This is a genomic window from Frigoribacterium sp. PhB160 (assembly GCF_003751785.1).
Classification (GTDB): Bacteria; Actinomycetota; Actinomycetes; order Actinomycetales; family Microbacteriaceae; genus Frigoribacterium.
Genome location: NZ_RKIE01000001.1, coordinates 1,707,928 through 1,722,927 on the forward strand (window position 1 = coordinate 1,707,928; position 15,000 = coordinate 1,722,927).

The window sequence follows — 15,000 nt, forward strand, 5'->3', positions numbered from 1 at the left end:
GGTCACACGAGTCACGTTCGTCACACCAGTCACTCTGATTGACTTGCCTTCGCACCTGTGTCAGCTTGGACCGATCGAGACACGCCGTCGCGGCCCTGTCGCCGGCGTGTCGGACGCCCCGACCCGAGGATCACCTCATGAACGACAGCGCCTTCCCGCCCCGCCCGGTCTCCGACGACGCGCCGACCGTGAGCGCGTTCGGCCGCCTGCGCCCCGACCTCGAGACGGAGCGGCGGTCGATGCACCGCGTGGCGAGGTCGATGCTCAACACCGTCCCCATCGTGCTGGCCGGGTCCATGGCGATCGGCCTCGGGCTCACCGGGCCGATCACGTCCGTCGACCGTGCCGACGCGCCCGTGAAGCGACCCCACGCCTCCCCTCGCCCCGTGCTGCCGACGATCGAGCAGGCCGCTCCCGTCGTCGAGCAGCCCGCCGTCGTCGAGACGGCCGCCAGCTCGGCGTCCGTCCTCGCGCCGTCCAGCTACACCGTGGTGTCGGGCGACACCGTCGCCAGCATCGCGGGGTCGTTCGGCCTCAGCACCGCCTCCGTCCTCGCGCTGAACGGGCTGAGCTGGAAGTCGACGATCTTCCCGGGGCAGACGCTGACCCTGGTGGCCGGAGGCGCCCCGTCGGTGAGCGCGCCCGTCAGCAGCAGCCGCGCCTCCTCGTCGCCCTCGCGGTACACGATCACCCGGGGCGACACGCTCAGCTCGATCGCCGCCGCGCACGGGGTCAGCACCTCGGCGCTGCTCGACGCCAACGGGCTCGGCTGGTCGAGCATCATCTACCCGGGTCAGACGCTCGCCCTGCCGGGCTCGACGGGCGGCGCCTCGACGACCACGGCCCCGCGCGCCACGGCGACGCCGACGGCCTCCACGTCGGGGTCGTCGTACATCATCCGCACGGGCGACACGGTGTCGTCGATCGCGAAGCAGGCCGGGGTGAGCGTCCGATCGCTGCTCAGCGCCAACGGCCTGAGCTTCACGAGCACGATCTACGCCGGCACGACCCTGACGATCCCCGGCGCCGCCGGCGCGACCGCCGCGCCCGCCGCCACGGTGGTGGCCTCGACGAACGCCGCGCCCCTCACGACCGGCACCACGCTAACGGCCGAGCAGCAGCAGAACGCGCGCCTCATCATCAAGGTCGGTCGCGACCTCGGCGTCGGCGACCGCGCCATCGTGATCGCCCTCGCCGCGGCGGCGCAGGAGTCGAGCCTCCGCAACATCGACCACGGCGACCGCGACTCGGTGGGGCTCTACCAGCAGCGCCCCAGCACCGGGTGGGGCACCGTGGCCCAGCTCACCGACCCCGTGCACGCGACGAAGCTGTTCTTCGGCGGCCGGACCAACCCGAACGTCGGCCTCACGCGGGGCCTCCTCGACGTGCGGGGCTGGTCGTCGATGGCCCTCACCGACGCGGCCCAGGCCGTGCAGCTCTCGGCCTACCCCACGGCCTACGCCAAGTGGGAGGCGCCCGCCACGACGTGGCTGCGCACCCTCGGCTAGCGACCGACGACGGTCGATGCGCAGCGCCCGTCGGCCCGTTTCGGCGGAGGCGGTGCGTCAGGCCGTCGGCGTGGTCGCGAGTCCGTAGAATCCGCGGGTGAGCGTGAACCAGACTGACCCGATGATCGGCCGGCTCATCGACGACCGGTACCAGGTCCGGTCGCGCATCGCCCGCGGCGGCATGGCCACCGTCTACCTCGCGACCGACCTGCGCCTCGAGCGCCGCGTCGCGATCAAGATCATGCACGGCCACCTGGCCGACGACGCCTCCTTCAAGGAGCGGTTCATCCAGGAGGCGCGCTCGGCGGCCCGCCTCGCCCACCCCAACGTCGTCAACGTCTTCGACCAGGGCCAGGACGACGAGAGCGCCTACCTGGTGATGGAGTACCTGCCGGGCATCACGCTCCGAGAGCTGCTGCAGGACCACAAGGTCCTCACGAGCGAGCAGGCGATGGACATCCTCGAGGCCGTCCTCGCCGGCCTCGCCGCCGCGCACCGCGCCGGCATCGTCCACCGCGACCTCAAGCCCGAGAACGTGCTGCTGGCCGACGACGGCCGCATCAAGATCGGCGACTTCGGCCTCGCCCGCGCCGCCACGGCGAACACGGCGACCGGTGCCGCGCTGCTCGGCACGATCGCCTACCTCTCGCCGGAGCTCGTCACCCGCGGCATCGCCGACACCCGCAGCGACATCTACGCGCTCGGCATCATGCTCTACGAGATGCTCACCGGCGAGCAGCCCTACAAGGGCGAGCAGCCGATGCAGATCGCCTACCAGCACGCCAACGACACCGTCCCGACGCCGAGCACGGCCAACCCCGACGTCCCGGCCGAGCTGGACGAGCTCGTGCTCTGGGCGACCGCGAAGGACCCGGAGCACCGCCCCCGCGACGCCCGCGCGCTGCTCGACCAGCTGATCGACGTGCAGCGCTCGCTCGCCGGGACGACCGGCGCGCCGTTCGCGAAGACGATGATCCTGCCGCCCGCGGGCGCCGCCGCCGCGACCTCCGTCATCCCGCGCGGCGCCACCGACGAGACCCAGGTGCTGCAGAAGGCCCGGCACCGCACCGGCCCGATCGTCGGCGAGCCCGAGGACAACGCCGAGCGGCTCGCGACGGTCGCCGGGCGTCGGCGTCGACGCGGGGTCGTCCTCTTCGTGCTGCTCATCGTGCTGGCCCTCGCCGCGGGCGGGGTCGGCTGGTGGTTCAACGCCGGCCCCGGCGGCCTCGTCGCCGTGCCCGACGTCGCGGGGCAGGACCCCGCCGCCGCCAGCAGCGTGCTCGGCGAGGCCGGCTTCACCGTCGCCGAGCAGAACGCCACCGACTTCTCCCCCACCGTCCCGTCGGGCCAGGTGCTGCGGACCGACCCGGAGGCGGCCTCGCGCGTCCAGCGCGACGTGCCCGTCACCCTCGTGGTGTCGCAGGGTCCGCAGCAGCTGGACGTGCCGGCCGTCGTCGGCCAGTCCGAGAGCGACGCCCGCGCGGCCCTCTCGGCGTTCTCCCTCCAGGACGACGCGCGTCAGTTCGACGACGCGGCGGCGGGCACCGTCCTCGGCGTCACGGGCGTCGACGGAGCAGGGGCCGCGGTCGACCTGTCGGCGACGCCGCAGTACGGCGAGCAGCAGCCCGTGACGCTCACGGTCTCCCTCGGGCCGGTGCCGGACGTCACCGGCCAGCCCCTCGCCGAGGCGCAGGCCGCCCTGCAGGCGGTCGAGCTCACCGGCGTCCAGTCGGGCTCGGAGTTCAGCGACACGGTCGCCTCGGGCTCGGTCCTCAGCAGCACGGCGCAGGCCGAGGGCCCGGTCGTGCCGGGGGCGACCCTCGACCTCGTGGTGTCGAAGGGCCCCGCGCCCATCACGCTGCCCGACGTGCGGGGCCAGACCATCGACGCGGCGACGGCCCAGCTGCGCGGTCTCGGGCTGAAGGTCTCGTACGACCGCTGCACGAACTTCACCTGCGCGTTCTACGACTGGGAGGCGAGCCTCCCCGTCACGGCGACCGATCCCGGCGAGGGGGCGACCGTGCTCCGAGGCGCCACGATCGCCCTGAGCTACCGCGTCGAGTAGCACCGGCCCGCGACGACGACGGCCCGCCACCTCGAGGGTGGCGGGCCGTCGTCATGGGGGCGGGCTCAGTCGGCGGCCAGCTCCTCCGCGACGAGGAAGGCGAGCTCGAGGGACTGCATGTGGTTGAGTCGCGGGTCGCAGAGCGACTCGTAGCGCGTCGCGAGCGTGGCCTCGTCGATGTGCTCGGAGCCGCCGAGGCACTCGGTGACGTCGTCGCCGGTGAGCTCGATGTGGATGCCGCCCGGGTGGGTGCCGGCGGCCCGGTGTGCCTCGAAGAACCCCTTGACCTCGTCCATGATCTCTTCGAAGCGTCGGGTCTTGTACCCGGTCGGGGTCGTCATGCCGTTGCCGTGCATGGGGTCGCTCACCCAGAGCGGTGTCGCGTCGGCGCCCTTGATCGCCTCGAGCAGCGGCGGGAGCGCGTCGCGGATCGTGCCGGCGCCCATGCGCGTGATGAACGTGAGTCGACCGGGCTCGCGCTCGGGGTCGAGCTTGTCGATCAGCCGCAGCATGTCGTCGGGCGACGTGGACGGGCCGAGCTTCACCCCGATGGGGTTGCGGACCCGCGAGAGGAAGTCGACGTGCGCGCCGTCGAGGTCGCGGGTGCGCTCGCCGATCCAGACGAAGTGCGACGAGAGCACGTACGGGTCGCCGGTGCGGCTGTCGATGCGCGTCAGCGGGCGCTCGTAGTCCATGAGGAGACCCTCGTGGCTGGTGTAGAACTCGACGCGCTTGAGCTCGTCGAAGTCGGCTCCGGCGGCCTCCATGAAGCGGATGGCCTTGTCGATCTCGCGCGCGAGGTGCTCGTACTGCGCGTTCGCCGGGTTCGCGGCGAAGCCCTTGTTCCACGAGTGGACCTGGCGGAGGTCGGCGAAGCCGCCCTGCGTGAAGGCGCGGATGAGGTTGATGGTCGACGCGGAGGTGTGGTACCCCTTCACGAGCCGGGCCGGGTCGGCCTGGCGCGACTCGGGCGTGAAGTCGTAGCCGTTGACGATGTCGCCGCGGTAGGCGGGCAGCGTCACGTCGCCGCGCGTCTCTGTGTCGCTCGAGCGGGGCTTGGCGAACTGCCCTGCCATGCGGCCCATCTTGATCACGGGCATGGACGCACCGTAGGTGAGCACGACGGCCATCTGCAGGATCGTCTTGACGCGGTCGCGGATCTGGTCGGCCGTAGCGCCGGCGAACGTCTCGGCGCAGTCGCCGCCCTGCAGCAGGAAGGCACGCCCCTCGGCGGCCAGGGCCAGCCGCCGCCGGAGGGTGTCGACCTCGCCGGCGAAGACCAGCGGAGGGAGCGTCGCGAGCTCGGCCGACGCCGCCTCGAGGGCGGCCGGGTCGGACCAGGCGGGCTGCTGCTTGATCGGCAGGGTGCGCCACTGGTCGAGACCGTCGATCACGTCGTCGTCGATGGCGGTGAACGATTCGGAGATCTGGACCACGGTCTTCCTTGCGTCGGTTCGGGGCCGGGGCCGAACGGACCCGACGAGCGAGCCTACCGCGAAAGGCCCACGCGCTTCTCCTTGACGGAGGAGGCGTAGACGTCCGAGTACTCCTGGCCGCTGAGGCTCGCGAGCTCGTACATGATCTCGTCGGTGATGGACCGGAGGATGAACCGGTCGCCCTCCATGCCGTCGAACCGGCTGAAGTCGAGCGGGGCCCCGAAGACGATGCCGACCCGGCGGACCTTGGGGATCTTGGTGCCCGTCTTCATGACCTTCTCGGTGTCGATCATGGCGACCGGCACGACCGGCACGTGTCCCTCGAGGATCATGCGGGCGACTCCCGTGCGCCCCCGGTAGAGGCGGCCGTCGGGGCTGCGAGTGCCCTCGGGGTAGATGCCCAGCTGCTCGCCTCGACCCAGGACCGACAGCCCCGTGGCGAGGGACGCCTCCGATGCCTTGCCGCCTGAGCGGTCGATGGAGAGCTGTCCCGTCGCCGTGAAGAAGAGCCGGGTGAGCCAGCCCTTGGCGCCCTTGCCCGTGAAGTAGTCGCTCTTCGCGAGGAACGAGATCCGCCGCTCGAGCGCCAGCGGCAGGAAGATCGAGTCGACGAACGACAGGTGGTTGCTGGCGAAGATGACCGCGCCGGACTCGGGGACGTGCTCGGCGCCGCGCACCCACGGCCGGAAGACCGTCAGCATGAGCGGGCTGGCGACGAACGTCTTCAGCAACCAGTAGAGCATCGGCGCCCCTCTCTCTCGAGCGTGGTGAGCCTAGCGGCTCGACGCGTGCAGCCGGGCGAGGTCGGCGGCCCCGACGACGCCCGCGTCGTTGACGAGCTCGGCGATGACGAACTCGGGCTCGGGGTGGTAGCCGCGAGCGGGCAGGTGCTCGAGGTAGGCCTTGCGCACCGGTGCGAGCAGCAGCTCGCCCGACTGAGCGACGCCGCCGCCGAACACGAAGACCTGGGGGTCGAGCACCGCGCTGAGCGAGGCGGCGGCCTGGCCGAGCCAGGTGCCGAGCTGGCGCAGGGCCTCGAGCGCGCCGGGGTCGCCCGCCTTCAGCAGCTCGCTCACCTCGTGGCCGGTCAGCTCGCCCTTCTCGGAGCGGACGGCCGCCAGCGCGCTGCCGATGCCGCCCTGGTCGGCCACCTCGCCGGCCATGCGCAACAGGGCGCGGCCCGAGCCGTACTGCTCGATGCACCCGCGGGCGCCGCAGCCGCAGGGCAGCCCGTCGGGCACGACGCGCATGTGCCCGAGCTCGCCGCCGGTGCCGAAGCCGCCGCGGAGCAGGCGGTCCTGGGCCACGACCGCCCCGCCGACGCCGGTGCCGATGGTGAGCATGGTCATGTCGCTGGCGAGCCGGCCGGCGCCGAAGCGGAACTCGGCCCAGCCCGCGGCGTTGGCGTCGTTGTCGATCGTGATGTGCAGGTCGAGGCGCTCGGAGAGACGGGCCCGGAGGGGCTCGTTGCGCCAGGCGATGTTCGGCGTGTAGTAGACGGTCGACTGGGACGCGTCGATGAAGCCGGGGGCCGCGACGCCCGCGGCGACCACGTCGGGGTGCTCGGCCTGGAGCTGCTGGATCATCTCGACGACCGCGTCGACGATGGCGCCGGCGTCGCCCGCCGGCGTCGGCACCCGACGCTCGGCGACGATCTCGCCCAGCTCGGTGACCACGCCGCCCGCGATCTTCGTCCCGCCGATGTCGATTCCTATTGCCTGCACGGTCACGGAGTCTATCTCCGCACGCCGCGCGGGCCCGCACCACCGCGCGGCGGCCTCCCGCTAGGCTGGACGACCACCGTCGTTCGGTACCGAAGGAGCTGCCGTGAACGAACACACCACACCCGTCGCCGTCGAGCCCGACCCCGCCGCGAACGCCACCGACCTCCTGGTCGAGCGGGCCGCCGCCACCCCCGACGCCGCCCTCTTCGCCGTCCCCGACGGCGTCGGCGGGTGGCGTGACGTCACCGCCGCCGACTTCCTCGCCCAGGTGCGCGCCTTGGCCAAGGGATTCGTCGCCGCGGGCATCGAGCCCGGCGACGTCATCGGCCTCATGAGCCGCGTCCGCTACGAGTGGACCCTCGTCGACTTCGCGGCCTGGTTCGCGGGCGCCCTGCTCGTGCCGGTCTACGAGACCAGCGCGCCGAGCCAGCTGCACTGGAACCTCAGCGACGCCGGCGCCGTCGCCCTCGTCGTCGAGACCCCCGACCACTTCGCCAAGTTCGACGAGGTGCACCCCGAGCTGCCCGACGTGCGCGACGTCTGGCAGATCGACCTGGGCGACCTCGACAAGCTCGTCGCCGCGGGACGCTCGGTCCCCGACGAGGAGATCGAGCGGAGGCGCGGGCTCGCCTCCGGCTCGGACCTCGCCACCATCATCTACACCTCGGGCACGACCGGTCGGCCGAAGGGGTGCATGCTCACGCACGCGAACTTCGTGGAGACCAGCCGCAACGCGGCGGTGGCCATGAGCGACGTCGTCGCGCCGGGGTCGTCGACCCTGCTCTTCATCACGACCGCCCACGTGTTCGCCCGCTTCATCGCCGTCATGTCGGTGCACGCCGGGGTCAAGGTGGGCCACCAGGCCGACACGAAGCAGCTGTTGCCCTCGCTCGCCTCCTTCCGGCCCACGTTCCTGCTCGCGGTGCCCCGCGTGTTCGAGAAGGTCTACAACTCCGCCGAGCAGAAGGCGGAGGCCGGCGGCAAGGGCGCCATCTTCCGACGGGCCGTCGCCACGGCCATCGCGCACTCCAAGGCCCTCGACGCCGGCGAGGTGCCCCTCGCCCTGCGCCTCCGGTTCGCCCTCTTCGACCGCCTGGTCTACTCCAAGCTGCGCAAGGCCATGGGCGGACGCATCCGGTACGCCGTGTCGGGCTCGGCCCCCCTGGGCACGCGGCTCGGGCACTTCTTCCGCAGCCTCGACATCCGCATCCTCGAGGGCTACGGCCTCACCGAGACCACCGCGCCGGCCTCGGTCAACCTCACGTCGAACTTCAAGATCGGCACGGTGGGCCCGGCCCTGCCCGGCGTCTCGCTCCGCGTCGACGACGACGGCGAGGTGCTCGTCAAGGGCGTCAACGTCTTCGACGGCTACTGGCACGACGAGGCCGAGACGGCCGCGGTGCTGCAGGACGGCTGGTTCCGCACCGGCGACCTGGGCACGCTCGACGCCGAGGGCTACCTGACCATCACGGGCCGCAAGAAGGAGATCATCGTCACGGCGGGCGGCAAGAACGTCGCGCCCGCCGCCCTCGAGGACCCCATCCGCGCCAACCCGCTCGTCGGGCAGGTCGTCGTCGTCGGCGACCAGAAGCCCTTCGTCGCGGCCCTCGTCACGCTCGACGCCGAGATGCTGCCCGTCTGGCTCAACAACGCGGGCGAGGCCGCCGACATGCCGCTGGCCGAGGCGGCGACGCACCCGGCCGTGCTCGCCGAGGTGCAGCGGGCGGTCGACCTGGCGAACTCGACCGTGTCGCGGGCGGAGTCGGTGCGCAAGTTCGTCGTGCTGCCGGTCGAGCTGACCGAGGCCGGCGGCCACCTGACGCCGAAGATGAGCGTCAAGCGGAGCGTCGTGCTCAGCGACTTCGCGCCCCAGATCGCGGAGCTCTACACGACCTTCCCGAACACGGAGTCGGTGCGGACGGTCAGCGCCGCTCCGACGACCGGGCGGCACTCCCGCTGAGGCGGGCGGCCGACGGCGTCAGAGCCGCCACCAGTCGCTGGCGCGGATCTGTCGCATGGCCTCGCGCTTGGTCTCGGGCTCGAGCGTGAGCACGTACAACGTGCCGTCGAGGTGGTCGGTCTCGTGCTGCAGGGCCTGGGCCATGAGCCCCGTGCCCTCCAGCACGACCCGGTCGCCGGCCAGGTCGAGTCCCTCGACGCGGGCGTACGACCACCGCGGCGTCGGGAACCAGAAGCCCGGCACCGAGAGGCAGCCCTCGTCGACGAGCTCGTGCTCGCCCGAGGCCTCGACGACGACCGGGTTGAGCACGTAGCCGACCTCGCCGTCGACGTTGTAGCTGAAGGCCCGGAGGTCGACGCCGATCTGGGGCGCGGCGACCCCGGCGCGGCCCGGCTCGCGGACGGTGTCGAGCAGGTCGTCGACGAGCGACTCGAGGCGGGGGTCGCCGATCGACACGGGCGACGAGGGGGATAGGAGGACGGGGTCGCCGAAGAGGCGGATGGCACGAACGGTCACCGCACTACTCCACCACGTCCGGGCGGCCTCCCGCGACCGGCGCACGGGCGGCCAGGCCGCGGAATGCCGTGCGGACCGCCGTGCCTGCAGGCGCTTCGTCGGCGGTGAAGCTATCGTGTGAGTCGTGCATGTACTCAGCGTCAGTTCTCTCAAGGGGGGCGTCGGCAAGACGACCGTGACGCTCGGGCTCACCTCCGCGGCGTTCGCCAAGGGCCTCCGGACCCTCGTCGTCGACCTCGACCCTCAGTCCGACGTCTCCACGGGCCTCGACATCACGGTGGCCGGGCACCTCAACGTCGCCGACGTCCTGGCGTCGCCGAAGGAGAAGACCGTCCGCGCGGCCATCGCCCCGAGCGGCTGGACCAAGGGGCGTCAGGGCAAGATCGACGTCATGATCGGCAGCCCCTCGGCCATCAACTTCGACGGGCCGCACCCCTCGATCCGAGACATCTGGAAGCTCGAGGAGGCCCTCGCGAACGTCGAGGCCGACTACGACCTCGTGCTCATCGACTGCGCCCCGTCGCTCAACGCCCTCACCCGCACGGCCTGGGCCGCGTCGGACCGCGTCACCGTCGTCACCGAGCCGGGACTCTTCAGCGTCGCGGCCGCCGACCGGGCCCTGCGTGCCATCGAGGAGATCCGTCGGGGTCTCTCGCCGCGCCTCCAGCCCCTCGGCATCATCGTGAACCGGGCGCGCGTGCAGTCCATCGAGCACCAGTTCCGCATCAAGGAGCTGCGCGACATGTTCGGCCCGCTCGTGCTCAGCCCGCAGCTGCCCGAGCGCACGTCGCTGCAGCAGGCCCAGGGCGCGGCGAAGCCGCTGCACGCCTGGCCCGGCGAGAGCGCGCAGGAGATGGCGCGCAACTTCGACCAGCTGCTCGAGCGCATCATGCGCACGGCGAAGATCGGCGACTACGCCGAGCCCGCGACCCGCTGACGGCGTCCAGACGATGCCTCCCCCGGGAGGCGCGGCGGCGCACACGAGGAAGGCCCCGACGTCCGACAGGACGGCACGGGGCCTTCGTCGTCGGCGTGCGTCGACGCCGTGGCGAGGCTCAGCTGGCGCGGGTGCGCCGCGCGGCCAGCTCGTCGGAGGGGTCGGCCGCCGGGGTGCTGTCGAGCTCGACGAGGCTGGTCTCGACCTCGCGGAGCACCTTGCCGACGGCGATGCCGAAGACGCCCTGGCCTCGGCTCACGAGGTCGATGACCTCGTCGTCGGAGGTGCAGAGGTAGACGCTCGCGCCGTCGCTCATGAGGGTCGTCTGGGCGAGGTCGCTGACGCCCGACTCGCGGAGCTGGTTCACGGCCGTGCGGATCTGCTGCAGCGAGATGCCGGTGTCGAGGAGGCGCTTGACGAGCTTCAGCACGAGGATGTCGCGGAAGCCGTAGAGTCGCTGCGAGCCGGAGCCCGCGGCGCCGCGGATCGTGGGCTCGACGAGGCCGGTGCGGGCCCAGTAGTCGAGCTGGCGGTAGCTGATGCCGGCCGCGCGCGCGGCGACCGTGCCGCGGTAGCCGTTGTCGGCGTCGAGGTCGGGCATGCCGTCCGTGAACAGCAGGCCCAGCTCGTAGCGGTTCTCCTCGGGGGAACCTGACTCACTCATGCAGCTGCCTTCCACTGTTCTTCGTCGTGACCTCAGAACCTTCAACATCGAGTTGATGGTTCGACAAGGTCCAACGTACCCATGTCGGGCGGTCGACCAGGCGACATCCGCTCCGAGGGGTCGGCGTGTCGAGGATATTCCTCGACGGACGCGACGTCTACGTGTCGAGGCCGTCGAGGGCCGTGCGCACGAGCGTCGTGCGGACGACGTCGAGCTGCGCCGCGAGCTCTCGCGACTGCTCCGCGACGCGGGCGCGGCCCGCCGCGTCACGACGCCTCGAGACCGAGGCCAGGGCGTTCTCGATGAGCCCGAGCTCGCGTTCGGCCGCGGCCCGGACGACCCGCAGGTGACGCGGCTCGATGCCCGATCGCGCCAGCTCGACGAGGGCCGAGAGCATGGTGACGGCGTCGTCGCCGTAGGCGTCGGACGGAGAGATGAGGGAGGCGCTCACCGCGTCGTCGAGGAGGCTCGCGGACGCGCCCGTGCGGCGCAGCAGCTCGTCGCGCCCGAGCCGGCGCGTGGCCGACGTGACGAGCGACACCGGGGCCGAGCCCGCGGGGAGGCCGGTCGGACGACCGGCGTCGAGGTCGTCGAGGTGCTGGCGGATGACCTTGAGGGGCAGGTAGTGGTCGCGCTGCAGCCCGAGGATGAACCGGAGGCGCTCGACGTCGGCCGACGAGAACTTGCGGTAGCCGGACGGCGTGCGGATCGGCGTGACGAGCTGGCGCTCTTCGAGGAAGCGGAGCTTGCTGTTGCTGAGGTCGGGGAACTCCGGCTTCAGCCGGGCGAGCACCTGCCCGATCGTCAACAGGTCGGACGGCCCGGCCTGGGACGACCGGGCGGCGGCGGTGCGGGTCACTACCCGAGCGCCAGGTGGGCCAGGTCGACCCGCGACGCGTAGAAGGTGAGCCGGAACTTGCCGACCTGCACCTCTGCGCCGTCGCTGAGGAGGGCCTCGTCGATGCGCACGCCGTCGAAGTAGGTGCCGTTGAGCGACCCGAGGTCGCGGACGCTGAAGGTGGTGCCCTGACGACGGAACTCGGCGTGCTTGCGGCTCACCGTCACGTCGTCGAGGAAGATGCCGGCCTCGGGGTGGCGACCCGCCACGGTGACGTCGGAGTCGAGGAGGAAGCGCGCGCCGATGTTCGGGCCGCGGCGCACGACGAGGAGGGCCGAGCCGGAGGGGAGGGCGGAGACGGCGTCGCGCTCGTCGGTGGACACGCCGCCCTCGAGCGCCGCGAGCTGCGCCTGGAACTCTTCGTTGAAGCTGAGGGTCGTGTCGACCTCGCGGGGGCCGCCGACGCCGAACTGCCGGGTCGAGGGCTCGGTGACGGGCACGCCGTCTCCGGTCGTGGGGCTGCCGGACGTCTGATCGCCGGGGCGGTCGGCGTCGGGGACGTGGCCTGCGGGCTCTGCCATCGTGAACCTCCTTCGGCGTCCAGCGTATCGGAACTACACGGGTCGTCGAGGACGTTTCTCGGACGGCGCGACCCCGGGAGGACCCCGGTCCGTCGCGGGGAGGACGGGAGGCCGCGCCTCCGGGTCGCTCCTCACGGAACTCCCCGCCTGCTCCGAGACTCGTCATAGGGATTCCTTGGGGAGAGGCAGTTCTGTGGTCATCACGAACCACGAGCCCCAGGAGGCCACCATGAACGACCGAGAGAGCGACGCCACGAACGGCACCGGCCCGGACACCACCCCCCACGACGCCGCCCCCCGGCCGACGCCCGCCGACGCCCCGCCGACGTCCGCCCACGCCCTCCCGCACGTGACCGGCTCCTCGGACGCACGGTACGTGTCGCAGCAGAGCTCCCCCGAGCCGCAGGCCCCCACCTGGATGTCCGCTCCCGGCACGGCACCGGTCCCCCCGACCTTCTCGGGCCCGGCGGCCGCCCGTCGTCGTCCACGCCGCTGGATGGTGCTCACCGGCGCCGCCGCCGCGATCGTCGTCGGGGTCGGCGGGGCCGGCGCGGGCGCCTGGGCCGTCGGCAACGCGGCCGGCGTGGCCGCCGCCGGTGCCGCGGCCACCGCCGCCAGCCAGCAGCAGGCCCTCGAGCTCGCCCCCCAGCTGCTCGGGCCGCAGTCGGGCGACGCCACCTCCCCCTTCGGCGGCACGCAGGGCGGCACCGGCACACCGCAGCAGCAGGAGACCCAGGGCGGCACGGGCTCGTCGGAGACCGCCGCGACGGCCGCGACCGCGGAGGAGACCCAGGGCGTCGTCACCATCGTGTCGACCCTGAACTACGACGACTCGTACAAGTCGGCGGGCACGGGCATGATCATGACGGCCGGCGGCCTGATCCTCACGAACAACCACGTCGTCCAGGGCGCCACGAGCATCGAGGTCACCGACGAGACGACCGGCCGCACCTACACGGCCGACGTCGTGGGGACCGACGCGACGAACGACGTCGCCGTCCTGCAGCTGCAGGACGCGAGCGGGCTGACGCCGGCCACCTTCGACACGTCGAGCGACGTCGCGACGGGCGACGCCGTCCACTCCACCGGCAACGCGGGCGGCACCGGCGACCTCGTCACCGCGACCGGGACCGTCCTGGCGACCGACCAGGCCATCCAGGTGCGGAGCGAGTCGGGCTCGGGCAGCGAGTCGTTGTCGGGCCTCATCGAGGTCCAGTCCGACGTCGTCTCCGGCGACTCGGGCGGCCCGCTGCGCGACGCCGACGGCGACGTCGTCGGCATCGTCACGGCCGCCTCTTCGGGCACGACGCCGATCACGGGCTACGCCATCCCCATCGACGACGCGATGGCCATCGCCAAGCAGATCGAGGCGGGCCAGGCCAGCTCGACGATCCAGATCGGGCTGCCGGCCTTCCTGGGCGCGCAGATCGACGGCACGACGAGCGGCACGGGCACCGGGGTCGTCATCGCCGGCACGGTCGCGGGCAGCGCGGCCGAGAGCGCGGGCCTCGTGGCCGGCGACACGATCACGGGAGTGGACGGGACCGCGGTGACCAGCGCCTCCTCGTTGACCGCGGCGATCCAGGCCCACGCCTCGGGCGACCAGGTGTCGATCGCGTGGACCGACGCTGCGGGTGCCTCGCACACGCAGTCGGTCACGCTGGGCGACGGCCCCGCGGCCTAGCCCCCGCGCCTCGACGGCGGTCGTGCCCTCCACCGGGAGGCGCGACCGCCGTCTCGTGCGTGCGGCGGGGGCCCGTCCCGGGCCGGCCCTCAGTCGAGGGCGGACAGCAGCCGGCCGGGGCCGACCACGACGCCGCCCCGGGCCTCGACCCGCGCGGCCAGGCCGCGGTCGGCCGTGACCACGACGACCCGGGGCGAGGGCGACGACGCCCGCAGCTCGTCGACGACGGCCTCGACGGCCGCGTCGCCGTCGGCCTCGGCGCGGACGAGGCGGACGCGACCGAGGTCGTCGTCGGTCACGGCCCGGGCGGCGCCCTCGACGACGACGGTCACCCGGGGCCACCACGACGTCGCCGCGCCCGAGGCGTCGGACGAGGTGGGCGCGGGCACGACCAGGTCGGCCGGGAGGCCATCCACCTCGCGGGCCACCAGCCGGTCGAGGAGGCGCCGGGTCGCGCCGGCGCGGTCGCGCCACCAGCCGTCGGGCCGCGACCCGACCACGTTCGCCGCGTCGACGACCAGGTGCACGTCGAGGTCGAGCTGGGCGTCGAGGCCCGCCCACGAGCCGGCCAGCCCCGGGTGGAGGGGCACCGACGCGATCTCCGCCCGCGGGACCCACCGCAGCTCGAGGCTCTCGGCGTCGGAGATGACGGGCTCGAAGGGGCGCTCGGCCCGGGCGACGACCGTCGTGTACGACCAGAAGCCGAGGTCGAGCACCGACTCGGAGACGAGACGGAGGGCGTCGGCCGGGACGGCCGCCTCCTCGCCGCTCTCCCGGAGGGCGCCCTCGACGGCGGTCTCGCCGAAGGCGCGTGCGCCGCCCGGCAGGCCCCACGTGCCGCCGTGGTGGCTCCAGACCGCACGGTGCTGGAGGAGCACGCGGTCCCGCTCGTCGACGACGAGGAGGCCCGCCGCCCCGGCGCGCCCCCAGTACTTCTGGCCCTCCGGGCTCTCGACCCAACCGTCGGCGGGTCCGTGGACGGTCACGCCGGGGTCACCGGGCCTGCGTCGGGACGGCTGCGTCGCCCGCCGGTGCGGAGGCCGCCGCGGGCGGGCTGGTCGTGTCGGGTCATGTCTCTTCCTCGGTC

General features: G+C 72.9%; 13 protein-coding genes. 5 read left to right on the forward strand and 8 right to left on the reverse strand.

The window, feature by feature from the left end; all coding sequences use genetic code 11:
- Positions 1-137 precede the first annotated feature (137 nt).
- Entirely contained in the window at positions 138-1,508 is a 1,371-nt protein-coding gene (locus EDF38_RS08100) for a LysM peptidoglycan-binding domain-containing protein (protein ID WP_233572303.1), read from the forward strand.
- A gap of 121 nt (positions 1,509-1,629) precedes the next feature.
- The gene (gene pknB / locus EDF38_RS08105) at positions 1,630-3,573 is read left to right on the forward strand and encodes a Stk1 family PASTA domain-containing Ser/Thr kinase (RefSeq protein WP_370275617.1); all 1,944 of its coding nucleotides are present in this window, start codon (positions 1,630-1,632) and stop codon (positions 3,571-3,573) included.
- A 65-nt stretch (positions 3,574-3,638) separates the two neighbouring features.
- Here pknB and EDF38_RS08110 read toward each other — a convergent pair whose 3' ends face one another.
- The 3 genes from EDF38_RS08110 to EDF38_RS08120 form a co-directional block, all read right to left on the reverse strand.
- Positions 3,639-4,967 carry a class II 3-deoxy-7-phosphoheptulonate synthase gene (locus tag EDF38_RS08110; protein ID WP_123355117.1) on the reverse strand — a complete coding sequence of 443 codons (1,329 nt, stop codon included), beginning with the start codon at positions 4,965-4,967 and terminating at the stop codon, positions 3,639-3,641.
- 95 nt (positions 4,968-5,062) lie between these two features.
- On the reverse strand, positions 5,063-5,752 hold the full coding sequence (locus EDF38_RS08115; protein WP_123354760.1) for a 1-acyl-sn-glycerol-3-phosphate acyltransferase: 690 nt from the start codon (positions 5,750-5,752) through the stop codon (positions 5,063-5,065).
- 30 nt (positions 5,753-5,782) lie between these two features.
- The gene (locus EDF38_RS08120) at positions 5,783-6,733 is read right to left on the reverse strand and encodes an ROK family glucokinase (protein WP_123355118.1); all 951 of its coding nucleotides are present in this window, start codon (positions 6,731-6,733) and stop codon (positions 5,783-5,785) included.
- A 103-nt stretch (positions 6,734-6,836) separates the two neighbouring features.
- Here EDF38_RS08120 and EDF38_RS08125 point away from each other — a divergent pair, with 103 nt between their 5' ends.
- Positions 6,837-8,693 (forward strand): long-chain fatty acid--CoA ligase, encoded by a 1,857-nt coding sequence (locus EDF38_RS08125; protein ID WP_123354761.1) that lies wholly within the window; start codon positions 6,837-6,839, stop codon positions 8,691-8,693.
- A gap of 18 nt (positions 8,694-8,711) precedes the next feature.
- On the opposite strand, the gene EDF38_RS08130 is transcribed toward EDF38_RS08125, so the two are convergent.
- A complete protein-coding gene (locus EDF38_RS08130) occupies positions 8,712-9,209 on the reverse strand; it encodes a peptide deformylase (protein WP_123354762.1) in 498 nt (165 codons plus the stop codon).
- A gap of 124 nt (positions 9,210-9,333) precedes the next feature.
- Between EDF38_RS08130 and EDF38_RS08135 the strand changes: the two genes are divergently transcribed.
- A complete protein-coding gene (locus tag EDF38_RS08135) occupies positions 9,334-10,146 on the forward strand; it encodes a ParA family protein (RefSeq protein ID WP_123354763.1) in 813 nt (270 codons plus the stop codon).
- 118 nt (positions 10,147-10,264) lie between these two features.
- Here the strand turns inward: EDF38_RS08135 and EDF38_RS08140 are convergent, their stop codons facing one another.
- The 3 genes from EDF38_RS08140 to EDF38_RS08150 all read right to left on the reverse strand — a co-directional run bounded on the left by EDF38_RS08140 (position 10,265) and on the right by EDF38_RS08150 (position 12,229).
- Positions 10,265-10,810 (reverse strand): MerR family transcriptional regulator, encoded by a 546-nt coding sequence (locus EDF38_RS08140; protein ID WP_123354764.1) that lies wholly within the window; start codon positions 10,808-10,810, stop codon positions 10,265-10,267.
- A 157-nt stretch (positions 10,811-10,967) separates the two neighbouring features.
- On the reverse strand, positions 10,968-11,669 hold the full coding sequence (locus EDF38_RS08145) for a MerR family transcriptional regulator (protein ID WP_123354765.1): 702 nt from the start codon (positions 11,667-11,669) through the stop codon (positions 10,968-10,970).
- Complete coding sequence (locus EDF38_RS08150) at positions 11,669-12,229, reverse strand: FHA domain-containing protein (RefSeq protein WP_123354766.1); 561 nt, start codon at positions 12,227-12,229, stop codon at positions 11,669-11,671. Before EDF38_RS08150 ends, EDF38_RS08145 begins: the two co-directional genes overlap by 1 nt.
- A gap of 229 nt (positions 12,230-12,458) precedes the next feature.
- Between EDF38_RS08150 and EDF38_RS08155 the strand changes: the two genes are divergently transcribed.
- On the forward strand, positions 12,459-13,913 hold the full coding sequence (locus tag EDF38_RS08155) for a S1C family serine protease (protein WP_148061464.1): 1,455 nt from the start codon (positions 12,459-12,461) through the stop codon (positions 13,911-13,913).
- An 89-nt stretch (positions 13,914-14,002) separates the two neighbouring features.
- On the opposite strand, the gene EDF38_RS08160 is transcribed toward EDF38_RS08155, so the two are convergent.
- Positions 14,003-14,899 (reverse strand): NUDIX domain-containing protein, encoded by an 897-nt coding sequence (locus EDF38_RS08160; RefSeq protein WP_123354768.1) that lies wholly within the window; start codon positions 14,897-14,899, stop codon positions 14,003-14,005.
- Positions 14,900-15,000: the final 101 nt, after the last annotated feature.

Excerpts from the sequence above, each read along its gene's own strand:
- EDF38_RS08100 (WP_233572303.1), top strand. The coding sequence starts at position 138 with ATGAACGACAGCGCCTTCCCGCCCCGCCCGGTCTCCGACGACGCGCCG.
- pknB (WP_370275617.1), top strand. The coding sequence starts at position 1,630 with ATGATCGGCCGGCTCATCGACGACCGGTACCAGGTCCGGTCGCGCATC.
- EDF38_RS08115 (WP_123354760.1), bottom strand. The coding sequence starts at position 5,752 with ATGCTCTACTGGTTGCTGAAGACGTTCGTCGCCAGCCCGCTCATGCTG.
- EDF38_RS08140 (WP_123354764.1), bottom strand. The coding sequence starts at position 10,810 with ATGAGTGAGTCAGGTTCCCCCGAGGAGAACCGCTACGAGCTGGGCCTG.
- EDF38_RS08150 (WP_123354766.1), bottom strand. The coding sequence starts at position 12,229 with ATGGCAGAGCCCGCAGGCCACGTCCCCGACGCCGACCGCCCCGGCGAT.
- EDF38_RS08155 (WP_148061464.1), top strand. The coding sequence starts at position 12,459 with ATGAACGACCGAGAGAGCGACGCCACGAACGGCACCGGCCCGGACACC.